Source organism: Pseudomonas sp. B21-048, assembly GCF_024748615.1.
Taxonomy (GTDB): Bacteria; Pseudomonadota; Gammaproteobacteria; order Pseudomonadales; family Pseudomonadaceae; genus Aquipseudomonas.
Window position 1 is genome coordinate 4916816 of sequence record NZ_CP087168.1, and the last position, 24558, is coordinate 4941373.

Below are 24558 nucleotides of genomic sequence, written 5' to 3' on the forward strand. Positions count from 1 at the left end.
AAGCAGTCGTAAACCAAGCGACTCGATGCAACCCTGTAAACTGCAGAGACCGGGAAGGGAGTGCTTCGCACTCCAACGGGAGCAAGCTCCCTCGCCACAGACATGAAGTGTCCGTTAGTGATTGGGCTGTTTAAGAGCTTTCGCACCCAGGCGACTGGCGCTATCCTTGATTCATCATAATTGCCCCTGGGCGGCTAAATACGACCTTGAACGCACCCATAGAACCACATCGTTTCATCCTCGAGCCTTTTGAAGCTCGCCGCTTCGCCAATTTGTGCGGGCAATTCGACGAGCATCTGCGCTTGATCGAACAGCGCCTCGCTATCGAGATCCGCAACCGTGGAAACCAGTTCGAACTGATCGGCGAGCCCAAGCACACCACCTCCGCGGAAAACCTGCTGCGCCGCTTGTACCGGGAAACCAAAGGTACCGAGCTGTCGCCGGACATGGTTCACCTGTTCCTGCAGGAATCGGCCGTCGAGGAACTGGACAACCACTCCCCCGCCGAACCGTCCGTCGCCTTGCGCACCAAGAAAGGCATGATTCGCCCTCGCGGCTTGAATCAGGTGCGCTACGTGAAGGAAATCCTCGGTAACGACATCAACTTCGGCATCGGTCCGGCCGGTACCGGCAAGACCTATCTGGCCGTTGCCTGCGCGGTAGACGCGCTGGAGCGCGAGCAGATTCGCCGCATTCTGCTGGTCCGTCCGGCGGTTGAAGCGGGCGAAAAGCTCGGCTTCCTGCCCGGCGACCTGTCCCAGAAAATCGACCCATACCTGCGCCCGCTTTATGACGCGCTCTACGAAATGCTCGGTTTCGAATACGTCGCCAAGCTGATCGAGCGTCAGGTGATCGAAGTTGCGCCGCTGGCCTACATGCGCGGTCGTACGCTGAACAACAGTTTCATCATCCTCGACGAAAGCCAGAACACCACCGTCGAGCAGATGAAGATGTTCCTGACCCGGATCGGTTTCGGCTCCACCGCCGTCATCACGGGTGACATCACCCAGGTCGACCTGCCGAAAGGCACCAAGTCCGGGTTGCATCACGTGATCGAGGTGCTGAAAGACGTGCCGGGTATCAGCTTCACCCACTTCATGCCCAAGGACGTGGTGCGCCATCCGCTGGTGCAGCGCATTGTCGAAGCCTACGAGCGCTTCGAAAATCGCACAGCCGACGAACCGGCGAAGCTCTCTCCCAAGGACACTCGCCCCGATGCTTGAGCTTGATCTGCAACTGGCTACCGAAGCGTCTGCCCCAAGCGAAGCCGAATTCCGTCAATGGTGCGAACTGGCCCTGCGCCAGCGTACTGCCGACTCCGAAATGACCATCCGTCTGGTCGACGCAGAGGAAGCCCGCGAACTGAACTTCACCTGGCGGCAGAAAGACTATGCCACCAACGTTTTGTCGTTCCCGGCCGATGTGCCCGACGAGTTTCTCGACATTCCACTGCTGGGCGATCTGGTGATCTGCGTAGCAGTAGTCGAGCGCGAAGCGGCGGAACAAGGCAAGGAATTAAAGGCCCACTGGGCGCATCTGGTCATTCACGGCTGCTTGCATCTGCTTGGTTACGACCATATAGATGACGACGAAGCCGAAGAAATGGAAGCACTGGAACGAACGTTGCTTGCAGAGCTGGGTCATCCGGACCCTTATGCGGACGACGAAACAGACACATCCCCAATCGTAACAACAAAGGATTCAGAGTAATCGCTATGAGCGAAGATCGATCGAGCAACGGGCAGAAGTCATGGCTGGGTAAGCTCACCCAGGCTTTTGCCCACGAGCCGAAGAACCGCCAGGAGCTGCTGGAGCTGCTGCGCGACGCACATCAAAACAAGTTGCTGGACAGCGAAGCGCTGGCCATCGTCGAAGGCGCCATCCAGGTTGCAGACCTGCAAGTGCGGGACATCATGGTCCCGCGCTCGCAGATGATCAGCATCAAGGCGACCCAGACACCCCGCGAGTTCCTGCCGGCCGTGGTCGACTCGGCCCACTCCCGCTACCCGGTGATCGGCGAAAGCCACGATGACGTGATGGGCGTGTTGCTGGCCAAGGACTTGCTGCCGTTGATCCTCAAGGAGAACGGCGACAGCTTCAACATCAAGGACCTGCTGCGCCCGGCCACGTTCGTGCCCGAGTCCAAGCGCCTGAATGTGCTGCTGCGCGAGTTTCGCGCCAACCATAACCACATGGCCATCGTCATTGACGAATACGGCGGTGTGGCCGGTCTGGTGACCATCGAAGACGTGCTGGAGCAGATCGTCGGCGACATTGAAGACGAGCACGACGTCGAAGAAGACAGCTACATCAAGCCGCTGCCCAGCGGTGACTTCCTGATCAAGGCCCTGACGCCGATCGATAACTTCAACGAGTTCTTCGACAGCGAATTCTCGGACGATGAATTCGACACCGTCGGCGGTTTGGTGATGAGCGCGTTCGGGCACTTGCCAAAACGTAACGAAATCACTGAAATCGGCGCCTATCGCTTCCGCATCCTGAACGCCGACAGCCGTCGGATTCACTTGCTGCGTTTGACACCTATCGCCCGGTAATTCTAAGGACTGAAATGCTCCGTATCACCCGCCCCGGCTGGCCCGGTAACCTGCTGGCCGTGGCGGCCGGTGCACTCACCACCCTGGCCCTGGCGCCGTTCGATATCTGGCCGCTGGCATTGCTGGCGGTCGGTTTCTTTTACGCCGGGCTGCGCGAACTGAGCCCCCGCCAGGCCTTGGGCCGTGGCTGGTGTTTCGGTTTCGGCCTGTTTGCCGCAGGCACCAGCTGGATCTACTACAGCATTCACAACTTCGGCGGCGCCTCGGTGTTGCTGGCCGGGTTCTTGATGCTGCTCTTCACCGCGGCAATCGCCTGGTTCTTCGCCCTGCCCGCCTGGATTTGGGCGCGCTGGTTGCGCCGTAACGAAGCGCCGCTGGCCGATGCCTTGGCATTTGCGGCGTTGTGGGTGGGCCAGGAAGCCTTTCGCGGCTGGTTCCTTACCGGTTTCCCATGGCTCTATTCCGGTTATAGCCAGCTCAATGGTCCACTGACCGGGCTCGCGCCTGTCGGCGGCATGTGGCTGATTTCCTTCACCCTGGCCCTGACGGCTGCGCTGATCTACAACGCTGCACGATTGGTGCGCACTGGCCGTAAAGGCTTCATCGCTGTCGGCGTGCTACTGCTGGCTGGCCCATGGGTGGCCGGCATGGCGCTCAAGGAACATGCCTGGACCAGCCCGGCGGGCGACCCCCTGAGCGTCGCGGCGATTCAGGGCAATATCGAACAAAGCATGAAGTGGGACCCCTCGCAGCTCAATGCGCAGTTGGCGCTGTACCGCGATATGAGTTTCAGCTCCAAACGCGTCGACCTGCTGATCTGGCCGGAGACGGCGGTCCCGGTGCTCAAGGAGTCCGCCGAGGGCTACCTGAACATGATGGGCAGCTTCGCCGCCGAGCGTAAATCGGCGCTGATTACCGGCGTACCGATTCGCCAGGAAGTCCATCATGAGAAGCGCTTTTTCAACGGCATTACCGTTGTCGGTGAAGGCGATGGCACTTATCTGAAGCAGAAACTGGTGCCGTTCGGCGAATACGTTCCATTGCAGGAAGTGTTGCGCGGCCTGATCGCTTTCTTCGACCTGCCGATGTCCGACTTTGCCCGTGGGCCGGCCGATCAGGCGCTGCTGCAAGCCAAGGGTTATCAGATTGCGCCGTTCATCTGCTACGAAGTGGTCTACCCGGAATTCGCCGCCGGCCTCGCCGCCCGCAGCGATTTGCTGCTGACCATCAGCAATGACACCTGGTTCGGCACCTCGATCGGCCCTCTGCAACATTTGCAGATGGCACAGATGCGCGCACTTGAAGCCGGCCGCTGGATGATCCGCGCCACCAACAACGGCGTGACCGGCCTGATCAACCCGTTTGGTCAGATCACTGCGCAGATCCCGCAGTTCGAACAAGGCATTCTGTATGGCGAAGTGGTGCCGATGCACAACCTGACGCCGTACCTGGAATGGCGTTCGTGGCCGTTGATCATCATTTGCGGGTTGTTGTTTGGTTGGGCGTTGGTTGCGAACCGAATGGCGAAGACCGTTTAAAAGCTTCGCGAGCAAGCCCGCTCCCACATTTGATCTTCTGTGAACACATAATGTGTGAACGACAGAGATTAAATGTGGGAGCGGGCTTGCTCGCGAAGACGGCATCACAGGCACGATATCAATCAGGGTCAACATCGCCTCGATAAAACAACGAATACCCGAGCTGCCCCACCGCCTCATTCATCAACTGCCCGCTCTGCCAGATCGATTTGAATTCCGGCATCCAGCCGCCCAACGGCCGGGCATTGTCCACGCCTAAAAACCCCACTGGCGCGGGCACCACCTCAAATCCGGCCTGCCGGAAACTCCAGACCGCCCGCGGCATGTGCCAGGCCTGGGTCACAACCACTACGCGCTTGATCCCCTCTGGCAACAACACCTGGGCACTGAGTTGCGCGTTTTCCCAGGTCGTGCGGCTGCGCCCTTCCTGCCAGCGCACCGTCACGCCGAAATCATCGAGCAATGAGTCTGCCATCAGCTTCGCTTCTGATGGTGGCGTGCCGTAATGCAGGCCGCCACTGGTCAGAATCGGCAAACCGGACGCCTTGGCCAGGCGTGCGGCGTAGCGTTCGCGCCCCAGGCCGACGCCGGTCGGCTGGTCGACACCCCAGGCCGGGTCACCACGCTCACGCCCAGAACCCAGCACCACGATGGCATCGGCGCGTTGGCCCAGGGTTGCCCATTCCTCGCGCGCCAGCGGCGGTTCGCGCTCCAGGGCCTTGGCGCTCCACTGCACCATCACCGGCAAGCTCATCAACCAGAAACCGCCCACGCCCAGGACGAAACACAACCCCGCCAGCCTCGGCCTTGAGCGGCGCCACCACCAGGCAAGCACCAGCAACAGCAATAAAATGCCGGGCGGCAATAGAAGTTGTTTAATGAAATAACGAAAAGGCATCGGGCATCTCCATAGATGCCCGAAGCCTAAGTGGATTGACGCAATGCGACAACAAATGTGGAAGGACTTTGCTTCAAAAAAGCATATCCCACGACTTCAAGTGCCCTTACTTGAATTGCAAAGACCGGACCTTTACCGCGCCTTTGCCGGGGGCCTTGTCCTTGAGCCAGATGATCTTGGCCGAACGTGGTGCTTCGAGTTGCTTCACTGCTGTTGACAAGCATCCGTGCGCCTCACGCTCACTGCGATCCAGATAGGCCTTGACCAGTTCAAACTCCGCAGGACTCAAACCACGCAGCTCCAGCTCCAGGGGACGCTCATCACGAAGCCGACCGGCGGTTTTGGCCACATCCAAAGCCATTGCGAGACGGTCTATCAGTTTTTCGTACAGCTCCGGTTTTGTAGCTTTTTGCTGTGACTCAACCATCCATCACCTCATTGAAGATAAGACTCACTCCCCTTTTAGAGCTTAGCTTCGTTGAAAAAACCGGCTGAGCGCCGCGACCAACGGCCCTCGAAGCGATCATTGGCCGCGTCCTTGCCTGTAATCAGGGTTTCCCTCGGTAGAGTGCGGTCATGTATGCTACGGCGCTTCCTGTAACTCCACTTCCAGCTCGCCTGGGCACCGAAACGTCGATTTGGCGTGATCACCGTCCAGCGTTGCATTGAAGAGGATTAGGCCACCCCTATTCAGTTCAAAAGTAGCCATGCACGAACACTATCAGCCCCGCGAAATCGAAAATGCTGCCCAGTCGTTCTGGGACGAGCAAAAGTCCTTTGAAGTCAGTGAACAGCCAGGCAAGGAGACCTTCTACTGCCTGTCGATGTTCCCTTACCCCAGCGGCAAGCTACACATGGGGCACGTGCGCAACTACACCATCGGCGACGTGATCTCCCGCTACCAGCGCATGCAAGGCAAGAACGTCCTGCAACCCATGGGTTGGGACGCCTTCGGCATGCCGGCGGAAAACGCCGCGATGAAAAACAACGTAGCGCCCGCCAAGTGGACCTACGAAAACATCGCCTACATGAAAACCCAGCTGCGCAGCCTGGGCCTGGCGGTGGACTGGTCGCGCGAAGTGACCACCTGCAAGCCCGATTACTACCGCTGGGAACAATGGCTGTTCACTCGCCTGTTCGAAAAAGGCGTGATTTACAAAAAAAGCGGCACCGTGAACTGGGACCCGGTCGACCAGACCGTTCTGGCCAACGAGCAAGTGATCGACGGTCGCGGCTGGCGTTCCGGCGCGCTGATCGAAAAGCGCGAAATCCCGATGTACTACTTCAAGATCACCGCTTACGCGGATGAGCTGCTGGACAGCCTCGACGAACTGACGGGCTGGCCTGAGCAGGTCAAGACCATGCAGCGCAACTGGATCGGCAAGTCCCGCGGCATGGAAGTGCAGTTCCCGTACGACGTCGCCTCCATCGGCGAAACCGGCGCGCTGAAAGTTTTCACTACCCGTCCAGACACCCTGATGGGCGCAACCTACGTTGCAGTGGCCGCCGAACACCATCTGGCTGCCCTGGCCGCGCAGAACAACCCTGAGCTGCAAGCGTTCATCGCTGAATGCAAGGGCGGCAGCGTCGCCGAAGCCGACGTCGCCACTCAAGAGAAAAAAGGCCTGCCGACCTCGCTGTTCGTCGAGCATCCACTGACCGGCGAGAAACTCCCGGTATGGATCGCCAACTACGTACTGATGCATTACGGCGATGGCGCGGTGATGGCCGTTCCGGCGCACGATGAACGTGATTTCGAGTTCGCCCACAAGTACAACTTGCCGATCAAGTCGGTGGTGCGCACCAGTGCCGGTGACACCAACCCGGCCCCTTGGCAGGACGCGTACGGCGAGCACGGCACGCTGATCAACTCCGGCGAATTTGACGGCCTGGACTTCGCCGGCGCCTTCGACGCCATCGAAGTGGCGCTGATCAAGAAAAACCTCGGCGCCTCGCGTACCCAATTCCGCCTGCGCGACTGGGGCATCAGCCGTCAGCGCTACTGGGGCTGCCCGATCCCGATCATCCACTGCAACACCTGCGGTGATGTGCCGGTCCCGGAAGATCAACTGCCCGTGGTACTGCCGGAAGACGTCGTACCGGACGGTGCCGGTTCGCCACTGGCACGCATGCCCGAGTTCTACGAGTGCAGCTGCCCGAAATGCGGCGCCCCGGCCAAGCGTGAAACTGACACCATGGACACCTTCGTCGAGTCCTCGTGGTACTACGCCCGCTACGCCTCGCCGCACTATGAAGGTGGTCTGGTGGACAAAGCGGCGGCCGACCACTGGCTGCCGGTGGATCAATACATCGGTGGTATCGAACACGCCATTCTTCACCTGCTCTACGCGCGCTTCTTCCACAAGCTGATGCGCGACGAAGGCCTGGTGAGTTCCAACGAGCCGTTCAAGAACCTGCTGACCCAGGGCATGGTGATCGCCGAGACTTACTATCGTCGCGAAGCCAATGGTGCTTACACATGGTTCAACCCGGCGGACGTCGAACTCGAACGCGACAGCAAGGCCAAGGTCATTAGCGCCAAGCTGATCGCAGACGGCCTGCCGGTGGAAATCGGTGGTACCGAGAAGATGGCCAAGTCGAAAAACAACGGCGTTGACCCACAGTCGATGATTGACCAGTTCGGCGCAGACACCTGCCGCCTGTTCATGATGTTTGCCTCGCCACCTGACATGAGCGCGGAATGGTCCGACTCCGGAGTAGAGGGTTCGCACCGCTTCCTCAAGCGCGTCTGGCGTCTGGCTCAAGCGCACGTCACTCAGGGCCTGCCGGGCAAACTGGACGTCACCAGCCTGAACGACGAGCAGAAAGCCGTTCGTCGTTCGATCCACCTGGCCATCAAGCAGGCCAGCCAGGACGTCGGCCAGCACCACAAATTCAACACCGCCATCGCCCAGGTGATGACGCTGATGAACGTACTGGAAAAAGTCTCGCAAGGCACCGAGCAGGATCGCGCACTGATTCACGAAGGCCTGGAAACCGTAACTCTGCTGCTGGCTCCGATCACGCCGCACATCAGCCACGAGCTCTGGCATCGCCTGGGTCACGCAGATCCGGTTATCGATGCCAGTTGGCCGGTGCTGGACGAAAGCGCCTTGGTACAGGACAACCTGCAGTTGGTCATTCAAGTCAACGGCAAGCTGCGTGGTCACATCGAAATGCCGGCCAGCGCCAGCCGCGAAGAAGTCGAAGCGGCCGCACGGGCCAACGAAAATGTCCTGCGCTTCGTCGATGGCCTGACTATTCGCAAAGTGATCGTAGTGCCCGGAAAACTGGTCAATATCGTCGCCAGCTAAATGGGATCGGGCGCCAGGTCATGCCTGGCGCCAAGTAACCTTTCGGGCCGCCTGATCGGCCCACATGGTTTCAAGGGGAGCAACAAGATGATCAAACGCAATTTGCTGGTGATGGGCCTTGCAGTCCTGTTGAGCGCCTGCGGTTTCCAGCTGCGCGGCACCGGCACCACCGAACTGGCGATCAAGGAACTCGACCTGAGCGCCCGCAATGCCTACGGCGAAACCGTGACGCAACTGCATCAGGTACTGGAAAGCAGCGGCGTCAAGGTCTACAGCGGCGCACCTTACAAGCTGTACCTGGCTGACGAGCAGGAAAATCAGCGCATCCTCAGTTATGCAGGCGCCGGCCGTACTGGCGAGTACCAAGTGAACACCGTGCTTAACTACGACATCCGTGGCGAGGGTAATCTGCCACTGCTGAGCGACAAGCTTGAAGTGCAGAAGGTGTTCATCCACGACGGCAACAATCTGGTAGGCTCCGATCAGGAAGCCAACGATGCCCGCCGCGAGATCCGTCGCGAACTGGTGCAACGCATGATGCTGCGCCTGCAACAGCTGACTCCGGGGCAACTGGATCAGCTGCAGCAGACCGCCAACGCTCGTGCCAAGGCTGAAACCGACGCGCTGGAAGCGGCGCAAAAGGCTGAAGCGCAGACGCCGCGTCAGTCGCCCGTCGAACTGCCGCAGCAATAAGCCTTACGGGGCGCTCAAGCGCCCCGTTTGCCTCTTCTTATGAAACTCGCCCCCGCCCAACTCGGCAAACACCTGCAAGGCGCCCTCGCGCCGGTCTACGTCATCAGTGGCGATGACCCACTGTTGTGTCAGGAAGCCGCCGACGCCATTCGCGCGGCTGCCCGCCAGCAAGGTTTCGATGAACGCCAGGTCTTTGCCGCCGACGCCAGTTTCGACTGGGGTACGCTACTGCAGGCCGGCGCCAGCATGTCGCTGTTCGCCGAAAAGCGTCTTCTGGAACTGCGTCTGCCCTCCGGCAAACCCGGAGACAAAGGCGCCGCGGCATTCATTGAGTATTGCTCGCGCCCGGCCGACGACACGGTGCTGCTGATCAGCCTGCCCAAGCTTGACGGCAGCGCGCAGAAGACCAAGTGGGGCAAGGCACTGATCGAAGGTCCGCAAACCCAGTTCGTGCAGATCTGGCCGGTGGACACCCACCAGTTGCCGAGCTGGATCCGTCAACGCCTGTCCCAGGCCGGGCTTTCCGCCAGCCAGGACGCCGTCGAACTGATCGCCGCTCGAGTCGAAGGCAACCTATTGGCCGCCGCCCAGGAGATCGAAAAACTCAAGCTGATGGCCGAGGGTGGCCAGATCACCGTCGAAACCGTGCAAGCGGCGGTGGCCGACAGCGCGCGTTTCGATGTCTTCGGCCTGACCGACGCGATCCTTAATGGCGAGGCTGCTCACGCACTGCGCATGCTCGAAGGGTTGCGGGGCGAAGGCGTCGAGCCGCCGGTGATTCTCTGGGCACTGGCCCGAGAGCTGCGTCTGCTGGCCAACCTGTCGTTGCAATACAGCCAGGGCGTGCCGCTGGACAAAGCCTTCAGCCAGGCCCGACCGCCGATCTGGGACAAACGCAAACCGCTGATGAGCAAGGCGCTGCAACGCTACTCGGCGCAACGCTGGGCGCAGTTGCTGCTCGAAGCACAACGCATTGATGCGCAGATCAAAGGCCAGGCGGCGGGTTCGCCATGGATGAGTTTGAGTCGGTTGACGCTGTTGATGGCCGGTCAGAGATTGTCGTTGCCTGCCGAGTAAGGCTTTTGTGGCGAGGGAGCTTGCTCCCGCTGGGTTGCGAAGCGCCCCTTTAAAACCAGTCACCGCGCGTCTTCAGATGTTCCTCGATTACCCGTTTCACGACTGCTACGCAGCCGAGCGGGAGCAAGCTCCCTCGTCACAGGTATCATTTCCTACACAATGTAGGGACTAGACAGACCCCCTACTTCGGCAGATTATTCCCCCCGCAAAACCCAATCACTTGCGAGAGTTCATCATGAGCAAAAAGCCATCAAAGCATGGCCCCAACAAGGCCAAATCCATCATCGCCCAGCCCCTGTTCCGCAGCCGTCAGGAACGTCCCACCAAGGGCAAAGGCAGCTACCGCCGCGAAGCCTTCCAGTCTGATAGCTGGGAGGCTTCTTACTTTCTGGCGGCCTGAAAGGCAAGCCATCGCTCAACATGTTAAGGTCTGCACCTGATTCGTATCCTCTGGACCTGTGCATGCCCCTTTGTCTTTCCCGTCGTTGGCACCTTCGCCAACTGATAGCTGCCTCCAGCCTCGTTCTGCTTGTCGCCTGCGCGGAAAAACCCACCGCCGCCGACGCCCAACCGCTTCAGACCCGCACCGTTGCGACGGCCCCCGCGATCATTCCGCCGGTGGTTCCAACTGGTGAGAATCTCGACATCCAGCCTACTCAGACCTTTGCCGAATGGCAGGCGGGTTTTCGCAAAGACGCCCTCGCCGCCGGTATTCGCGCCGACCTGTTCGATCGTGCTTTTGCCAATGTCAGCGTGGACGACAGCGTGATCCGTGCCGATCGCAGCCAACCGGAATTTACTCGCCCGGTGTGGGAGTACCTCGACGGCGCACTGTCGCCGCTGCGGGTGCGCAAAGGTCAGGCGCTGGTAAGCCAGTACGCCGACATCCTGCAAAGCATCGAGCAGCGCTACGGCGTCGACCGTCAGGCATTGGTCGCGGTGTGGGGCATGGAAAGTAACTTTGGTCAGTTCCAGGGCAGCAAGTCGGTGATCAACTCCCTTGCGACGCTGGCTTATGAAGGTCGACGTCCGGGCTTTGCTCACGCGCAACTGATCGCTGCCCTGCAAATCCTGCAACAGGGCGATATCGAACCTGAGAAAATGCTCGGCTCCTGGGCCGGCGCCATGGGCCAGACCCAGTTCATCCCGACCACCTACAACACCCATGCCGTGGACTTCGACGGTGATGGCCGCCGAGACATCTGGAACAGCTCTGCCGATGCACTGGCCTCGACCGCGCACTACCTGCAAAGCTCCGGCTGGCAGAAAGGCCAGCCCTGGGGCTTCGAAGCGCAACTGCCGAGCAGCTTCAATTACGCCCTGGCCGATGGCTCGATTCGCAAGAGCGTTGCCGAGTGGCGGCAACTGGGGGTGACCCTACCCAATGGCGGTCAGGTTCCAGCAGGTTCCGAACATCTGTCGGCCGCCCTGCTGCTGCCGGCAGGCTATCGCGGCCCGGCGTTCCTGGTCCTCGATAACTTCCGCGCGATTCTCAAGTACAACAACTCTTCGTCCTACGCCTTGGCCGTGAGCCTGTTGTCCGAGCGCTTCAACGGCGGCGGCTTGATCAGCGGTCTATGGCCAAAAGATGACTTGCCGCTGAGCCGTACCGAGCGAATCGAGCTGCAAAACCTGCTGAGCGCCCAGAACTATGACGCAGGGACCGCCGACGGGATTATCGGCGCCAATACCCGCAAAGCGATCCGCAGTGCCCAGCAGTCGTTTGGCTGGCCGGCGGATGGTTATCCGACGCACAAGTTGCTGGAAGGGTTGCGTAGCCGCTAAAAGCTTCGCGGGCAACTCGGATCGCGACTTGCCCGTGAAGACTGACTAACAGGCGCTAACGAACTACCGCCTGATCACCACATCCTGCTCCAGCACCAACGTCTTGTCCCCCGCATCCAGCCTGACCAGCGCGCCCATCGGCAACGTCAAATTCGGATCACAATGCCCGCTGCGCCATCCGGCCAGCACGGGTATGCGCAACGGTGCGAAGACTTGCTTGAGCAAGCGCTCAAGCGCAGCAACATCAACCCCCGCCACATCCCCCACCAGAACGCCGCGCAGTTTGTGCAACGTGCCGGCCAGGCGCAAATGCGTCAGCAGCCGGTCAATGCGATACAGCGGTTCGTTAATGTCCTCGATGAACAGAATGACGCCCTCGGCATCGAGCTCGTAAGGCGTGCCCATGGTCGCGGCAATCATCGACAGATTGCCCCCCAGCAAACGTCCGTGAGCGATGCCGGGCGAGAGGGTGGTCAACGGCCAGGCCACCGGGTGAGAAAGCACACTGCCCGCCTTTACCTGCCCGCGCAGCATGTTGAAAAACGAGAACTCGGTGGGTTGCTGCTTGTCACCCAACAGGTCAGCGTTGAGCATCGGGCCATGAAAGGTCACGAACCCTGCATAACGACTGATCGCCGAATGCAGTGCAGTGATGTCGCTGTAGCCGATAAACGGCTTGGCGTTGTTGCGCAGCAATTCGAAATCGATGCGATCGAGCAAACGCGGCGTACCGTAACCGCCACGCAGACAGATGATGGCATCGACCTCGCTGTCGGCGAATGCGCCATGCAAGTCATTGAGCCGCATATCATCGCTGCCGGCCAGGTAGCCATCTTTCTCATAAACACCGGGAAACACCCGCAGCGAATAGCCGCGAGCGCGCATCCAGGCAATGGCTTTATCGGTGTCCAGCGCAGCGGGGCCGGCGGGCGCGATCACGCCGATCAGCCCTGTAGGCGGCAAGGCCGGAACGGGGGCGTGAGGACAAAGGGTGTGGGTCGGTCGAGCAGTCATCCATGATTCTCCCTGCGTGAATACTTCAGCACACAGTAGTCAGGAACGGGAATAAACAGAAGAGGGCCAGTCGTACCACGGCTTGCACGAAAAGGCGGTAATGGCCGTAGGCAACGCCAATGAAAACGCCCGCAAGGGTAAAAATCCTTGCGGGCGTTTTCTCACAGCGGGATCAGGACGACATCAGCTCAGCCTTGACCAGCTTCGCCTGCTCGTCAGCGTGGTACGAGGAACGTACCAGAGGGCCGGAAGCAACGTTCTTGAAGCCCATCTTGTAACCTTCCTCGGCGAACCAGGCGAAGGTGTCCGGGTGCACGAAGCGTTGCACCGGCAAGTGGCTGCGGGACGGTTGCAGGTACTGGCCCAGGGTCAGCATGTCGATGTCATGTTCGCGCATGCGCTTCATGACTTCGATGACTTCTTCGTCGGTTTCACCCAGGCCCAGCATCAAACCGGACTTGGTCGGAATGTGCGGCATCATCTGCTTGAAACGTTGCAGCAGGGTCAGCGACCACTGGTAATCCGAACCCGGACGCGCAGCCTTGTACAGGCGCGGTACGGTTTCCAGGTTGTGGTTGAATACATCCGGCGGCTCGGCGGCGGTGATTTCCAGCGCGACATCCATGCGACCACGGTAGTCCGGAACCAGGGTCTCGAGCTGCACGTTCGGCGACAGCTTGCGGATTTCGCGGATGCAGTCGGCAAAGTGCTGGGCACCGCCGTCACGCAGGTCGTCGCGGTCTACCGAGGTGATGACGACGTACTTGAGTTTCAGGTCGGCGATGGCAATGGCCAGGCTTTCCGGCTCATTGACGTCCAGTGGCTTCGGACGACCATGGCCAACGTCGCAGAACGGGCAGCGACGGGTGCAGATGTCACCCATGATCATGAAGGTCGCGGTGCCACCAGAGAAGCATTCGCCCAGGTTCGGGCAGGATGCCTCTTCGCACACGCTGTGCAGCTTGTGTTTACGCAGCAGGGCCTTGATGCGGTCGACTTCCGGGGACACCGGGATGCGCACGCGAATCCAGTCGGGTTTCTTCGGCAGTTCGGTGGTCGGGATGATCTTCACCGGGATGCGTGCAACCTTCTCGGCGCCGCGCAGCTTGACGCCGGCTTCAACCTTGGCACGCGGGGCCGGACGCTCGGTGACATCGAGCGTCGGGATCATGGTTTGCACTGCATCAGTAGTCATATCAGTCGATTCCGCCCGTTAGGGTCGTCTGCTCAGCATAGTCGAGGTGCTTGACGAGCTGCGCGCGCAGCCGGGCACTTACCTCGGCAAATTCAATCGATCCTGCGTGATCGCACAGCTGGGTCATTGCCAGCCCGGCGTAGCCGCAGGGATTAATCCGTCGAAACGGTTCCAGGTTCATATCCACGTTCAAGGCCAGGCCATGAAAGGAGCAACCGTGGCGGATCCGCAGACCCAGAGAAGCGATTTTCGCGCCATCGACATAGACACCCGGCGCATCCGGCTTGGCCACCGCGGTCACGCCGTAGCTGGCCAGCAGCTCGATCAGGCATTGCTCCATGCGGCTGACCAGGTCACGCACGCCGAAACCCAGCTTGCGCACGTCCAGCAACAGGTAGGCGACCAATTGACCGGGACCGTGGTAAGTCACTTGCCCGCCGCGATCGACCTTCACCACCGGAATATCCCCGGGCAGTAACAGGTGTTCAGCCTTGCCGGCCTGGCCCTGGGTGAACACCGGAGGGTGCTCGACCAGCCAGATTTCGTCGGCGGCATCGCTGCCGCGTTCGTTGGTGAAGCGCTGCATGGCATGCCAGACCGGCTCGTAAGCCATCTGGCCGAGCTCGCGAAAACCCAGCGTGCCAGACATCACAACACCATGTGCACGAAACCGGTGGCGCGCAGTTCGCTGTTGATGTTGTACAGCTGATCCTGGTCGGTGGCGACGATGTGTAACTGAATCGTGGTGTACTTGCCGTTGGTGCTTTGGCGCTCGTCGACGCGATCATGGTTGATCGTCGCGTGTTTTTTGACGATCTCGATGATCTTGTCTTTGTTGCCTACACCCGTATCGCTGATCACCTTAACCGGGTAATCAACGTTGGGAAATTCGATCTTAGGCGCCTTTACTTCGGTATCGGTCATGGCGTAACGGCCTCGTAAGCGTAAGCCGTGGCGACAGCAAGGCCCCACGCCGGATCAGCGTGGGGCCATGCAGGAGCACACTATCAGTTGAACAAGCCGTAGAAGAATAGACGGATGCTATCCCACATGCGGCGGAAGATACCACCCTCGTCGACCGCGTCCAGCGCGATCAGGTCGGCGCTGTGCACCACTTTGTCGTCCAGCTTCACTTCGACTTTACCGATCACATCGCCCTTGGCGATGGGCGCGACCAGTTGCGGGGTCATGGTCATGCTGGCGGCGAGCTTTTTCAGCTGGCCTTTTGGCAGGGTCATGGTCAGGTCTTCAGCCAGGCCGGCCTTGACTTGATTGGTGGTGCCTTTCCAGACAGGCGACTGAGCCAGCTCGGCGCCTTTTTGATAGAAGGTCTGGGTTTCGAAGAAGCGGAAACCGTAGGTCAGCAGCTTCTGGGTTTCGGAGGCGCGAGCCACTTCGCTATTGGTGCCAAACACCACGGCGATCAGGCGCATGCCATCACGTACGGCCGAAGACACCATGCAGTAGCCGGCTTCATCGGTGTGACCGGTTTTCAGGCCGTCGACGGTCTTGTCGCGCCACAGCAGCAGGTTGCGGTTAGGTTGCTTGATGCCGTTCCAGAAGAACTCTTTCTGCGAGTAGATCGCGTAGTGAGCCGGGTCTTCGTGGATGATCGCGCGAGCCAGTACGGCCATGTCGTGAGCCGACGAGTAGTGCTCCGGGTTCGGCAGACCGGTCGGGTTCATGAAGTGGCTGTTGGTCATGCCCAGGTCGGCCACGGTTTTGTTCATCATGTCGGCGAAGGCGTCTTCGCTGCCGGCGATGTGCTCGGAGAGCGCAACACTGGCGTCGTTACCCGACTGAATGATGATGCCGTGCAGCAGGTCGCTGACAGTGACTTGCGAGCCGACCTTGATGAACATCCGCGAACCGCCGGTACGCCAGGCGTTTTCACTGACGGTCACCGGATCGTTTTCGCCGATCTGGCCACGACGGATTTCCAGGGTCGCGATGTACGCGGTCATCAGCTTGGTCAGGCTGGCCGGCGGCAGACGCTGGTCACCGTTGTTCTCGACCAGCACGTTGCCGCTGCTGGCGTCCATGAGTACATAGGCTTTGGCGGCCAGTTGCGGTGGCGACGGCATCATCTCGACCGCGAAAGCGGCAGGCGAGAGGAGCAGCGGGACTAGCAGGCACAGGCGTTTGGCAAAGGTGGTGATGTTCATCCGTCTCTCGAAATCGCTAATGGAAACTGCCCTAGGGCAAAACTAATCAGACAACTCTAAAAAGCTGTCGCGTGTTCAGTTGCTCACTCTGTAACCCTTGCCGGGCTTTTGTTCTTCAACGAGCCAACAACCCGGTTCGCCCCCCAAAACCGCAAGCGAACCGTCAATCAAGTACTACGTATTACTCGGCGGTGACCACACTCGGCGAACCGAGGTTGGCCACGCGCACGCTGTTCTGCACTTGCTGGATTTCACCCGGCGAGCCGATTGGCCCCAGGCGCACCCGATGCAGTGTCTGCTGGTTACGCACGATCGAGCTGATGAACACCGGAGCGCTCACCATCCCGCTGAGCTTCGATCTCAGGAGTTCTGCAGCGTCCGGGTTGGCGAACGCGCCCACCTGCAGATACTGGCCAGAGGCTGGTACAGAAGCGTTTTTTTTTGCATCGATCTGCACAGGCACAACGGCCGCCGCGTGTTGCTGCGGCGGCGGCGTCCATTGCTCGACAGTGCCGGCCGAAGCCGTTATGACCGGGGCGCTATTCTGTGCAACTTGCGGCTCGTTGAGCATCAAAGGTGCCGGACGGCCTTTGGCAGCCCACCATTGCTGCGGGTCGATGCCTTCGACTTTGACCCGCGCCGTACCGGTTTCGGCATAGCCGAGCTTCTTGGCCGCCGCGTAGGACAAGTCGATGATCCGGTCCGAGTAGAACGGCCCACGGTCGTTGACCCGCAGGATAACTGTCTTGTTGTTGTCCAGGTTAGTCACCCGAACGTAACTGGGCAGTGGCAAGGTCTTGTGCGCGGCGCTCATGCCGTACAAGTCATACACCTCGCCATTGGCGGTGTTCTGACCGTGGAACTTGGTGCCATACCAGGAGGCAGTGCCCGAGGCCACGTAGGTCCTGGATTCCTGGAGCGGGAAGTAAGTCTTGCCCAGCACGGTGTACGGGTTGGCTTTATAAGGGCCTGAGTGCAGGGTCGGCGTGGCATCCGGGATGCGCGATACGTCGACGTCCCACCAGGGTGCGCCATCCTTGTGTGCCCGGTTGATATCCAGGCCAGGTGCCGAACGAACGGCGGTCGAAGACTTTTGAGTCGGCGAGCGACTGGTCGAACAACTGGCGACCAGTACCGCCAACGCGGCGAATGCCATGAGCTTCAGGGGTTTATTCATAGGCAATGCCCGCATTACTTGACGCCCCGTGCTTGGACCAGCTGTTCAGACAGTTGATGTACGGCCATGGCGTACATCACGCTGCGGTTATAACGCGTGATCGCGTAAAAATTCGTCAGGCCCATCCAGTATTCCGGCCCATTGTCGCCTTCCAGACGGAACGCCGTGACCGGCATATCATCGCGCAGCGCATCATGACTCGACCAGCCCAGCGCCCGCAACTCCCCGACGGTTTTCGTCGGTTCGATGCCTGCGGTCAAACCCTCGTCTACCTGATCGCCACGCACATCGGCGCGGCTGACCACCGGTTCGCCGGCGCCCCAGCCGTGGCGCTTGAAATAACTGGCGACACTGCCAATTGCATCATCCGGATTGGTCCAGATATTAATGTGGCCGTCACCGTCGAAATCCACCGCATAGGCGCGAAAACTGCTCGGCATGAACTGCGGCAAGCCCATGGCGCCGGCGTAGGAGCCTTTCAGAGTCAATGGGTCGACCTGCTCCTCACGGGCCAGCAGCAGGAATTCACGCAATTCCTTGCGGAAGAATTCGGCACGGGGAGGATAGTCGAAACCCAGGGTCGACAAGGCATCGATCACCCGAAAATTACCGGTATTGCGACCGAAAAAGGTCTCGACGCCGATGATCGAAACAATAACCTGCGCCGGTACGCCATATTCCTGCTCGGCACGAGCCAATAGCGCTTCGTGCTGACGCCAGAAGTCCACACCCCGGGCGATGCGCGCGTCGGTGATGAACATCGGGCGATATTCTTTCCACTGCTTGACCCGTTCGGCGGGTTTGGAGATCGCGTCCAGAATTGACTGCTTGCGTTCGGCTTCGCGGAACACGCCCATCAGCTGTTCACCGGCAAAGCCATAGTCGCGGGTCATTTCACCAACGAACTCGGCCACCTGGGGTGAGCCTTCGTAATCGCCGGCCAACGCTTGCTGCGCAGCCCCAAGGATGCTTACCAGGCCGATCCACGGTGCGTATCGAGTCGCCCAGCCACGCATTGCTTGCATTGAAATCTTCACCTTATTCAAACCTGTGCGATCCACTTGCGATGGGTATGGATCGACATCAAAACCCCAAACGCTGACAGTAGCGTCACCAGCGAAGTTCCTCCGTAGCTAATGAATGGCAACGGCACCCCCACAACCGGCAACAGGCCACTGACCATACCGATGTTGACGAAAACATAAACAAAAAACGTCATGGTCAGGCTGCCCGCGAGCAATTTGCCGAACAATGTCTGAGCTTGGGCGGTAATCACCAGCCCGCGACCGATCAACAGCAGGTAAATCAGCAACAATGCGCAGATGCCCACCAGGCCGAACTCTTCGCCCATCACCGCAATAATGAAGTCGGTGTGGCTTTCCGGCAGGAAGTCCAGGTGCGACTGAGTGCCAAGCAACCAGCCTTTGCCGAACACACCGCCGGAACCGATGGCCGCTTTCGACTGAATAATGTTCCAGCCCGTGCCCAGCGGATCACTCTCAGGGTCGAGGAAAGTCAGGATTCGCTGCTTCTGGTAGTCGTGCATGATGAAGTACCACATGCCGACCGCCACCGGCACAGCCGCGGCAATCACGCTGAGAATCCAGCGCCAGCGCAGGCCGCCCATGAACAGCACGAACGCGCCACCGGCCAGAATAAGCAGCGAAGTGCCGAGGTCAGGCTGACGCACGATCAGGATGAATGGCAGCCCGATCAGAAACAGACTGACGCCCACATGCTTGAGCTGCGGCGGCAAGGTGCGTTTGGACAGGTACCAGGCGATGGTCGCCGGCATCAGAATCTTCATGAATTCCGAGGGCTGGAAGCGGATCACCCCGGGAATGTTGATCCAGCGCGTGGCGCCCATGGCGTTGTGGCCCATGACATCCACCACCACCAGCAACAGCACGCCGATCACATAACCGACCGGCACCCAACGGGCCATGAAGCGTGGTTCGAACTGGGCGATGACAATCATTGACACCAGGCCGATGCCGAAGGAAGTGGCTTGCTTGGCCAACAAATCCCAGCTCTTGCCGCTGGCCGAATACAGCACGAACAGGCTGCCGGCCGCGAGGGTCAACAGCAGGATCAGCAACGGGCCATCAATGTGCAGGCGTTGCAGCAGCGTTGCGCGGCGACGCATCACATCCTCGCTGGAGAGCATGCGATCGAAATTATTCTTCACGGGCCGTAGCCTCCGCACTGATAGGGCTGGCGTATTCGGCTTTCAGACGGCCGTCCTGGTCCAGGAGCCAGGCGTCCATGACTTGACGCACCACCGGCGCGGCGACGCCAGAACCGGACTCGCCGTTCTCGACCATCACCGATACCACGATTTTCGGATTGTCGGCCGGTGCGAAGCCGACGAACAAGGCATGGTCGCGGTGACGCTCCTGAACCTTGGAACGGTCGTATTTCTCGCCCTGCTTGATCGCGACCACCTGGGCCGTACCCGACTTGCCGGCGATTCGGTATTGCGCGCCGATCGACGCCTTGCGCGCGGTGCCGCGAGCACCGTGCATCACCTGCTGCATGCCGTGGTTGACCTTGTTCCAGTCCGACGGGTCGCGCAGGATGATGTCCGGCATCGGATTTTCGTCCACCGGCTTCGCACCTTCGAGCGTCTTGGCCAGGTGCGGACGATTCCAGACGCCCTTGTTGGCCACCAACGCCGTAGCCTGCGCCAACTGCAACGGAGTGGACTGCATGTAGCCCTGACCGATCCCGAGAATCAGCGTCTCTCCCGGGAACCAGGCCTGACGACGGGTTGCGCGTTTCCACTCCCGGGTCGGCATCAGCCCCGGCGACTCTTCGAACATGTCGAGGGAGACCTTCTGGCCAATGCCGAATTTGCTCAGGTAGGCCGACAACCGATCAATCCCCAGCTTGTGCGCCAAGTCATAGAAGTAGGTGTCGTTGGAGCGCATGATTGCCGTGTCCAGGTCCACGTAACCGTCGCCGGTACGGTTCCAGTTACGGTATTTGTGATCGTAGTTGGGCAGTTGGTAGTAACCAGGGTCGTAGACCCGGGTCGATGCCGTGACCACGCCCGCATCCAGGCCGGCGATCGCCACCGCCGGTTTAATCGTCGAGCCCGGCGGGTATAGACCGCGCAATACGCGGTTGAACAGCGGCCGGTCGATGGAATCGCGCAATTCGGCATAGGCCTTGAAGCTGATGCCGGTGACGAACAGGTTCGGGTCGAAACTCGGCTGGCTGACCATCGCCAATACTTCGCCGGTGTTCGGGTCCAGCGCCACGACCGCGCCACGGCGACCGCCAAGCGCGGCTTCGGCGGCTTCCTGCAATTTGATGTCCAGGCTCAGGACAATGTCCTTGCCGGAAATCGGTTCGGTACGTTTGAGTACTCGCAGCACACGGCCGCGGGCGTTGGTCTCGACTTCTTCGTAACCCACCTGACCGTGCAACTCGGGCTCATAGAAACGCTCGATGCCGGTTTTGCCAATTTGATGGGTGCCGCTGTAACCCACCGGATCCAGGGTCTTCAGCTCTTTCTCGTTGATCCGCCCCATATAACCCACCGAGTGCGCAAAGTGCGCGCCCTGCGGGTAATGCCGCACCAGCTGCGCGACCACTTCCACTCCGGGCAGACGGAACTGGTTTACGGCGATGCGGGCAATTTGCTCTTCGGTCAGCTCGAACAGGATCGGGACCGGCTCAAACGGCCGGCGCCCCTGACGCATGCGCTTCTCGAAGATCACCCGATCCTCGGGCGTCAGCCCCAGCACTTCGACGATCACATCGAGTACTTGCTGCCAGTCGCCGGAACGTTCGCGGGTCATGCTCAGGCTGAAACTGGGCCGGTTGTCGGCCACCACCACGCCATTGCGGTCGAAGATCAACCCGCGAGTCGGCGGAATTGGCTGCACATGAACGCGATTGTTTTCCGACAGGGTCGAGTGGTACTCGTACTGGATCACCTGAAGGAAATACAGCCGCGCGATCAGCACGCCAATCAGCGTCACCACTGCAATGGCCCCGAACACGACGCGGCCACGCACCAGACGGGCGTCTTTTTCGTGGTCCTTGATGCGGATCGGCTGGGGCATGAGGGCAGAACTACTTGTGGTAAGGGTGGCCGGACAGCACTGTCCAGGCACGATACAGCTGTTCGCCGATCAGAATCCGCACCAATGGGTGCGGCAACGTCAACGGCGACAACGACCAGCGTTGATCCGCCCGCGCACAGACTTCCGGCGCCAGCCCCTCGGGGCCGCCGACCATGAAATTCACCGTGCGCGAGTCCAGCCGCCAGCGATCGAGTTCGACCGCCAGTTGCTCGGTGCTCCAGGGCTTGCCGTGGACTTCGAGGGTGACAATGCGCTCGTTCGGCCCGACCTTGGCCAGCATGGCTTCGCCTTCCTGACGGATAAAGCGCGCCACGTCGGCGTTCTTGCCGCGGGTATTGAGCGGAATTTCCACCAGTTCCAGCGCCAGCTCGGACGGAAGACGCTTGGCATATTCATGCCAGCCTTCTTCCACCCATTTGGGCATGCGTGAACCGACGGCGATCAGTCGCAGTCGCACAGCGTCCCCTTATTGCTGGTCTTTGTTGAGCTTGGTGAAATGCTCATGGGTGTTTTCCGGGCTGTGATGTGCAGCGCTGGCCGAACGGCTTTGCTCGGCACCGGCCCACAGGCGTTCCAGGTCGTAGAACTGGCGTGCCGAGGCGGTCATCATGTGCACGATGACATCATCCATGTCCAACAGGACCCAGTCGCTGTCGCCCTTGCCTTCTTCACCCAGTGGCTTGACGCCTTGGGCTTTGACGGCTTCGCGGACCTTATCGAGCATCGCGCCGATCTGGCGGTTGGAAGTACCTGTAGCGATGATCATGAAATCAGTGATGCTCTGCTTTTCGCGAACGTCGATCACCTGAATGTCCTGGGCCTTGACATCTTCCAGGGCCGCTACGGCAACCTTGACCAGCGCTTCGCCGACAAGTGCCACGCCTGTTGGAGCCACTACCGGCAGCGGAGCGCTCTTGAACGTGCCCTTGCGCTTTACTTTGCTTACGTCTTTGTCAGTCATATAAAACTCGTTTTGCTCGTATGTTCGGGCGCTTCGATACACGCATTCACGTGCTTTGAAGCGCACCCTTTTTCAGTTCGACGCACGGTAGAGTCCGTGCGCATCGATGTAGGCCAGGACCGCGTCGGGCACCAGGAAACGTACCGACTTACCGCTGGCCAGCAGTTGACGGATCTGGGTGGCGGATACCGCGAGCGGCGTCTGCCAGACGAATGCAATCTGTCCGCTCGGCCCTTTGAGGGCCAGCGGGTCGCTCACCGAGCGCGCTGCCAGCAGGTTGCGCAAGGCATCCGGCGGTTCGCTGTCGGCATCCGGGCGTTGCAACACCAGGATGTGGCAATGCTGGAGCAACTCTTCCCAGCGGTGCCAAGTGGGCAGGCCGCAAAATGCGTCCCAGCCCAAAAGTAGAAAAACCTGGTCTGGGGCGGCCAGTTCGGCGCGCATCAGTTCCAGGGTGTCGATGGTGTAGGACGGTTTGTCCCGCTGCAATTCGCGGGCGTCCACTACCAACGGTGGCACACCGGCCACCGCGCACTTGACCATCGCCAAACGGTCCTTCGCCGACACCTGCGGCGTCCCGCGATGAGGTGGCCTGGCACTGGGGGTCAGACGCAACTCGTCGAGCTCCAGCGATTCGGCGACTTCCAGCGCACCGCGCAAATGGCCGATGTGCACCGGGTCGAAGGTCCCGCCCAGCACGCCAATGCGTCGAGGCCGAGGCTCGCTGGCGGTCACTTGGGTTGATGGGTCGAGGTCGCCCAAGTCAGACCGACTCCTGGCCGCGCAACTGACCGTCACCGACCACGATGTACTTCTCGCAGGTCAGACCTTCGAGGCCCACCGGGCCGCGGGCGTGCAGCTTATCAGTAGAAATGCCAATCTCGGCACCCAATCCGTATTCGAAGCCATCGGCGAAGCACGTCGGGGTGTTGATCATCACCGAAGACGAATCGACTTCAGCCACGAAACGCCGGGTGTCGGCCAGGTTTTCGCTGACGATCGAATCGGTGTGATGGGAGCCGTACTTGTTAATGTGCTCGATGGCCTGATCCAGCCCGTCGACCACGCGGATCGAGAGGATCGGCGCCAGGTATTCGGTGTGCCAGTCTTCTTCAGTGGCCGCCACGGCCTCGATGATCGCCCGGGTGCGCTCGCAACCGCGCAGCTCGACGCCTTTTTCGCGGAACTGGGCAGCCATCGATGGCAGGAACTCCCTGGCGACCGCTTGATCTACCAGCAAAGTTTCCATGGCGCCACAGATACCGTAACGGTAAGTCTTGGCGTTGAACGCAATGCGCTGGGCCTTTGGCAGATCGGCGTGGGCACTGACGTAGACATGGCAGATGCCGTCCAGGTGCTTGATGACGGGCACGCGGGCATCACGACTGACCCGTTCGATCAGGCCACGGCCACCACGGGGCACGATGACGTCGACGTATTCCGGCATGGTGATCAGCGCGCCAACGGCGGCACGGTCGGTGGTTTCGACCACTTGCACCACGGCGGCCGGCAGACCGGCCTCGGCCAGGCCGCGCTGAATGCAAGCGGCAATGGCACGGTTGGAATGAATCGCCTCGGAGCCGCCACGCAGGATAGTGGCGTTGCCGGACTTCAGGCACAGGCTGGCGGCATCGATGGTCACGTTCGGCCGTGATTCGTAGATGATCCCGATCACGCCCAACGGCACGCGCATCTTGCCGACCTGGATGCCCGACGGCCGATAGCTCATATCACGAATCGCACCGACCGGGTCCGGCAATGCCGCGACCTGACGCAAACCGACAATCATGCCGTCGATGCGCGCCGGGGTCAGGGCCAGGCGTTCCAGCAAAGCAGGTTCCAGACCGTTGGCGCGGCCAGCGGCCAAATCCAGTTCATTGGCCGTGGTCAGCTCGGCGCGTGCGGCATCCAGCGCATTGGCAGCCGCCTGCAGGGCGCGGTTTTTCTGCGCGGTGCTGGCACGGCCGATCACGCGGGAAGCTTCGCGGGCGGCGTGACCCAAACGGGTCATGTAGTCAAGAACGGACTCAGTCATGGTCTGCAATGGTCTTTGCTAAGGTCTTGGTAAAGAGTAAAGCGGCAGATTATAGCT

Annotated in this window: 24 protein-coding genes; 9 read left to right on the forward strand and 15 right to left on the reverse strand. The window is 60.3% G+C overall.

All coding sequences use genetic code 11. The features are described 5' to 3' along the window. Window positions 1–206 precede the first annotated feature (206 nt). Genes LOY56_RS23030 through lnt form a run of 4 tightly spaced genes read left to right on the forward strand, consistent with a single transcriptional unit; the run spans window position 207 to window position 4093 of the window. Entirely contained in the window at window positions 207–1223 is a 1017-nt protein-coding gene (locus LOY56_RS23030) for a PhoH family protein (RefSeq protein ID WP_258617285.1), read from the forward strand. Further along, window positions 1216–1710 (forward strand): rRNA maturation RNase YbeY, encoded by a 495-nt coding sequence (gene ybeY, locus LOY56_RS23035; RefSeq protein ID WP_258617288.1) that lies wholly within the window; start codon window positions 1216–1218, stop codon window positions 1708–1710. Before LOY56_RS23030 ends, ybeY begins: the two co-directional genes overlap by 8 nt. A gap of 5 nt (window positions 1711–1715) precedes the next feature. Next, entirely contained in the window at window positions 1716–2555 is an 840-nt protein-coding gene (locus tag LOY56_RS23040; RefSeq protein ID WP_007894419.1) for an HlyC/CorC family transporter, read from the forward strand. Window positions 2556–2569: 14 nt separating this feature from the next. Then, window positions 2570–4093 carry an apolipoprotein N-acyltransferase gene (lnt, locus tag LOY56_RS23045; RefSeq protein WP_258617289.1) on the forward strand — a complete coding sequence of 508 codons (1524 nt, stop codon included), beginning with the start codon at window positions 2570–2572 and terminating at the stop codon, window positions 4091–4093. Window positions 4094–4211: 118 nt separating this feature from the next. On the opposite strand, the gene LOY56_RS23050 is transcribed toward lnt, so the two are convergent. Together LOY56_RS23050 and LOY56_RS23055 are read right to left on the reverse strand one after the other, a co-directional pair. Continuing rightward, a complete protein-coding gene (locus tag LOY56_RS23050; protein WP_258617290.1) occupies window positions 4212–4991 on the reverse strand; it encodes a YdcF family protein in 780 nt (259 codons plus the stop codon). A gap of 106 nt (window positions 4992–5097) precedes the next feature. Beyond that, a complete protein-coding gene (locus tag LOY56_RS23055; protein WP_258617291.1) occupies window positions 5098–5418 on the reverse strand; it encodes a hypothetical protein in 321 nt (106 codons plus the stop codon). Between the two features lie 280 nt (window positions 5419–5698). Between LOY56_RS23055 and leuS the strand changes: the two genes are divergently transcribed. The 5 genes from leuS (at window position 5699) to LOY56_RS23080 (ending at window position 11860) form a co-directional block, all read left to right on the forward strand. Next, window positions 5699–8305 (forward strand): leucine--tRNA ligase, encoded by a 2607-nt coding sequence (gene leuS, locus LOY56_RS23060; protein WP_258617293.1) that lies wholly within the window; start codon window positions 5699–5701, stop codon window positions 8303–8305. Between the two features lie 87 nt (window positions 8306–8392). Then, on the forward strand, window positions 8393–8998 hold the full coding sequence (gene lptE, locus LOY56_RS23065; RefSeq protein ID WP_258617296.1) for an LPS assembly lipoprotein LptE: 606 nt from the start codon (window positions 8393–8395) through the stop codon (window positions 8996–8998). Window positions 8999–9037: 39 nt separating this feature from the next. Further along, entirely contained in the window at window positions 9038–10075 is a 1038-nt protein-coding gene (holA, locus tag LOY56_RS23070) for a DNA polymerase III subunit delta (RefSeq protein WP_258617299.1), read from the forward strand. A gap of 235 nt (window positions 10076–10310) precedes the next feature. Then, window positions 10311–10475 (forward strand): alternative ribosome rescue factor ArfA, encoded by a 165-nt coding sequence (gene arfA, locus LOY56_RS23075; RefSeq protein ID WP_003228536.1) that lies wholly within the window; start codon window positions 10311–10313, stop codon window positions 10473–10475. A 62-nt stretch (window positions 10476–10537) separates the two neighbouring features. Next, window positions 10538–11860, forward strand: coding sequence for a lytic murein transglycosylase (locus LOY56_RS23080; RefSeq protein ID WP_258617301.1), 1323 nt, complete (start codon window positions 10538–10540; stop codon window positions 11858–11860). A gap of 63 nt (window positions 11861–11923) precedes the next feature. Here LOY56_RS23080 and LOY56_RS23085 read toward each other — a convergent pair whose 3' ends face one another. The 13 genes from LOY56_RS23085 to LOY56_RS23145 all read right to left on the reverse strand — a co-directional run bounded on the left by LOY56_RS23085 (window position 11924) and on the right by LOY56_RS23145 (window position 24501). Further along, window positions 11924–12874: an LD-carboxypeptidase gene (locus LOY56_RS23085; RefSeq protein WP_258617302.1), complete on the reverse strand. Its 951-nt coding sequence runs from the start codon at window positions 12872–12874 to the stop codon at window positions 11924–11926. A gap of 172 nt (window positions 12875–13046) precedes the next feature. Next, the gene (lipA, locus tag LOY56_RS23090; RefSeq protein WP_007946663.1) at window positions 13047–14069 is read right to left on the reverse strand and encodes a lipoyl synthase; all 1023 of its coding nucleotides are present in this window, start codon (window positions 14067–14069) and stop codon (window positions 13047–13049) included. A 1-nt stretch (window position 14070) separates the two neighbouring features. Then, window positions 14071–14718 (reverse strand): lipoyl(octanoyl) transferase LipB, encoded by a 648-nt coding sequence (lipB, locus tag LOY56_RS23095; protein WP_258617303.1) that lies wholly within the window; start codon window positions 14716–14718, stop codon window positions 14071–14073. Further along, window positions 14718–14993, reverse strand: a complete 276-nt coding sequence (locus LOY56_RS23100; RefSeq protein WP_003215438.1) for a DUF493 domain-containing protein — start codon at window positions 14991–14993, stop codon at window positions 14718–14720. The genes lipB and LOY56_RS23100 overlap by 1 nt, the downstream gene beginning before the upstream one ends. Window positions 14994–15076: 83 nt before the next feature. Further along, the gene (locus LOY56_RS23105) at window positions 15077–16234 is read right to left on the reverse strand and encodes a D-alanyl-D-alanine carboxypeptidase family protein (protein ID WP_258617304.1); all 1158 of its coding nucleotides are present in this window, start codon (window positions 16232–16234) and stop codon (window positions 15077–15079) included. Between the two features lie 181 nt (window positions 16235–16415). Then, a complete protein-coding gene (locus LOY56_RS23110; protein WP_258617306.1) occupies window positions 16416–17426 on the reverse strand; it encodes a septal ring lytic transglycosylase RlpA family protein in 1011 nt (336 codons plus the stop codon). After that, the gene (gene mltB / locus LOY56_RS23115) at window positions 17426–18436 is read right to left on the reverse strand and encodes a lytic murein transglycosylase B (RefSeq protein ID WP_258617308.1); all 1011 of its coding nucleotides are present in this window, start codon (window positions 18434–18436) and stop codon (window positions 17426–17428) included. Before mltB ends, LOY56_RS23110 begins: the two co-directional genes overlap by 1 nt. A 17-nt stretch (window positions 18437–18453) precedes the next feature. Then, a complete protein-coding gene (gene rodA / locus LOY56_RS23120) occupies window positions 18454–19557 on the reverse strand; it encodes a rod shape-determining protein RodA (RefSeq protein WP_258622849.1) in 1104 nt (367 codons plus the stop codon). Window positions 19558–19588: 31 nt separating this feature from the next. Next, entirely contained in the window at window positions 19589–21484 is a 1896-nt protein-coding gene (gene mrdA / locus LOY56_RS23125) for a penicillin-binding protein 2 (RefSeq protein WP_258617309.1), read from the reverse strand. A 10-nt stretch (window positions 21485–21494) separates the two neighbouring features. After that, a complete protein-coding gene (gene rlmH, locus LOY56_RS23130) occupies window positions 21495–21962 on the reverse strand; it encodes a 23S rRNA (pseudouridine(1915)-N(3))-methyltransferase RlmH (RefSeq protein WP_003185785.1) in 468 nt (155 codons plus the stop codon). A gap of 9 nt (window positions 21963–21971) precedes the next feature. Beyond that, window positions 21972–22466, reverse strand: a complete 495-nt coding sequence (gene rsfS, locus LOY56_RS23135; RefSeq protein WP_258617310.1) for a ribosome silencing factor — start codon at window positions 22464–22466, stop codon at window positions 21972–21974. Between the two features lie 72 nt (window positions 22467–22538). Further along, a complete protein-coding gene (gene nadD, locus LOY56_RS23140) occupies window positions 22539–23228 on the reverse strand; it encodes a nicotinate-nucleotide adenylyltransferase (RefSeq protein ID WP_258617314.1) in 690 nt (229 codons plus the stop codon). 1 nt (window position 23229) lies between these two features. Next, window positions 23230–24501, reverse strand: a complete 1272-nt coding sequence (locus tag LOY56_RS23145) for a glutamate-5-semialdehyde dehydrogenase (protein ID WP_258617315.1) — start codon at window positions 24499–24501, stop codon at window positions 23230–23232. Between the last annotated feature and the right edge of the window lie 57 nt (window positions 24502–24558).

Excerpts from the sequence above, each read along its gene's own strand:
- ybeY (WP_258617288.1), top strand. The coding sequence starts at position 1,216 with ATGCTTGAGCTTGATCTGCAACTGGCTACCGAAGCGTCTGCCCCAAGC.
- LOY56_RS23040 (WP_007894419.1), top strand. The coding sequence starts at position 1,716 with ATGAGCGAAGATCGATCGAGCAACGGGCAGAAGTCATGGCTGGGTAAG.
- lnt (WP_258617289.1), top strand. The coding sequence starts at position 2,570 with ATGCTCCGTATCACCCGCCCCGGCTGGCCCGGTAACCTGCTGGCCGTG.
- LOY56_RS23050 (WP_258617290.1), bottom strand. The coding sequence starts at position 4,991 with ATGCCTTTTCGTTATTTCATTAAACAACTTCTATTGCCGCCCGGCATT.
- LOY56_RS23055 (WP_258617291.1), bottom strand. The coding sequence starts at position 5,418 with ATGGTTGAGTCACAGCAAAAAGCTACAAAACCGGAGCTGTACGAAAAA.
- leuS (WP_258617293.1), top strand. The coding sequence starts at position 5,699 with ATGCACGAACACTATCAGCCCCGCGAAATCGAAAATGCTGCCCAGTCG.
- lptE (WP_258617296.1), top strand. The coding sequence starts at position 8,393 with ATGATCAAACGCAATTTGCTGGTGATGGGCCTTGCAGTCCTGTTGAGC.
- holA (WP_258617299.1), top strand. The coding sequence starts at position 9,038 with ATGAAACTCGCCCCCGCCCAACTCGGCAAACACCTGCAAGGCGCCCTC.
- arfA (WP_003228536.1), top strand. The coding sequence starts at position 10,311 with ATGAGCAAAAAGCCATCAAAGCATGGCCCCAACAAGGCCAAATCCATC.
- LOY56_RS23080 (WP_258617301.1), top strand. The coding sequence starts at position 10,538 with ATGCCCCTTTGTCTTTCCCGTCGTTGGCACCTTCGCCAACTGATAGCT.
- LOY56_RS23085 (WP_258617302.1), bottom strand. The coding sequence starts at position 12,874 with ATGACTGCTCGACCGACCCACACCCTTTGTCCTCACGCCCCCGTTCCG.
- lipA (WP_007946663.1), bottom strand. The coding sequence starts at position 14,069 with ATGACTACTGATGCAGTGCAAACCATGATCCCGACGCTCGATGTCACC.
- lipB (WP_258617303.1), bottom strand. The coding sequence starts at position 14,718 with ATGTCTGGCACGCTGGGTTTTCGCGAGCTCGGCCAGATGGCTTACGAG.
- LOY56_RS23100 (WP_003215438.1), bottom strand. The coding sequence starts at position 14,993 with ATGACCGATACCGAAGTAAAGGCGCCTAAGATCGAATTTCCCAACGTT.
- LOY56_RS23105 (WP_258617304.1), bottom strand. The coding sequence starts at position 16,234 with ATGAACATCACCACCTTTGCCAAACGCCTGTGCCTGCTAGTCCCGCTG.
- LOY56_RS23110 (WP_258617306.1), bottom strand. The coding sequence starts at position 17,426 with ATGCGGGCATTGCCTATGAATAAACCCCTGAAGCTCATGGCATTCGCC.
- mltB (WP_258617308.1), bottom strand. The coding sequence starts at position 18,436 with ATGCAAGCAATGCGTGGCTGGGCGACTCGATACGCACCGTGGATCGGC.
- rodA (WP_258622849.1), bottom strand. The coding sequence starts at position 19,557 with ATGCGTCGCCGCGCAACGCTGCTGCAACGCCTGCACATTGATGGCCCG.
- mrdA (WP_258617309.1), bottom strand. The coding sequence starts at position 21,484 with ATGCCCCAGCCGATCCGCATCAAGGACCACGAAAAAGACGCCCGTCTG.
- rsfS (WP_258617310.1), bottom strand. The coding sequence starts at position 22,466 with ATGACTGACAAAGACGTAAGCAAAGTAAAGCGCAAGGGCACGTTCAAG.
- LOY56_RS23145 (WP_258617315.1), bottom strand. The coding sequence starts at position 24,501 with ATGACTGAGTCCGTTCTTGACTACATGACCCGTTTGGGTCACGCCGCC.